At 45.6% G+C, this 715-nt stretch carries 1 protein-coding gene; it reads left to right on the top strand.

Annotated features, from left to right (window positions below; all coding sequences use genetic code 11):
- Positions 1-379 (top strand): DNA-binding protein (locus C5687_RS24330; RefSeq protein ID WP_104558233.1); only part of this gene is annotated, 379 nt, incomplete at its 5' end.
- Positions 380-715: the final 336 nt, after the last annotated feature.

A 715-nucleotide genomic window follows, 5' to 3' on the forward strand; every position in this document is an offset into this window, starting at 1 on the left:
GGCTGCCCGACTGACGGGTAAGAGTAGAACAACACTGCACAGGTTAATTAAAGCAGGTGACCTGTCCACCTGTAGCGGTGAACGCAATGCAAAAATGGTAGATACTTCAGAGCTTTTACGTGTCTTTGGTCCCTTTGAACAACCGAAGGGTGAACACCATTCTGTACAGGTCTCTGAACAGCGTGATACAGCCTCTGCTGACCAGAGTGAACAGGTGATTCGTCATCTGAAACAGGAGATTGAACACCTGAACACCTTACTTTTGTCCAAGGATTCGCACATTGACAGCCTGAAACAGGCCATGCTCCTTCTTGAAAATCACCAGGCAAAATTAACTGAATCCCCGGCGCCATGGTGGAAATTCTGGAAAAAATCCTGACCCCGTCATGCTTCAGTTTTCCTCTCCGGCCATCCCGGGGAGTTCCTGAACCTTCCCAAAAATCGTCAGATCTCTGAACGCTCCTCACCACTAAAAATACCCACACCCCACGCAAAATTAAAATTTTGAAGATAACTCATTAATATCAGTTAGTTGTGGGTTATTACATTACGCAGTATTACTTTCTGTAAGGTGAATCCAAGTCGTCGGCGATTCGTGTACGACTTGCCGACGACTCGTCATAGAGTCATCGACGACTCACTTAAGACTATCAGTAACTTATGACGACTTGACTCTAGAGTCGAATCGTCATTTTGGTGTTTTTTTGACCTTGAC

This window comes from Enterobacter sichuanensis (assembly GCF_002939185.1).
Classification (GTDB): domain Bacteria; phylum Pseudomonadota; class Gammaproteobacteria; order Enterobacterales; family Enterobacteriaceae; genus Enterobacter; species Enterobacter sichuanensis.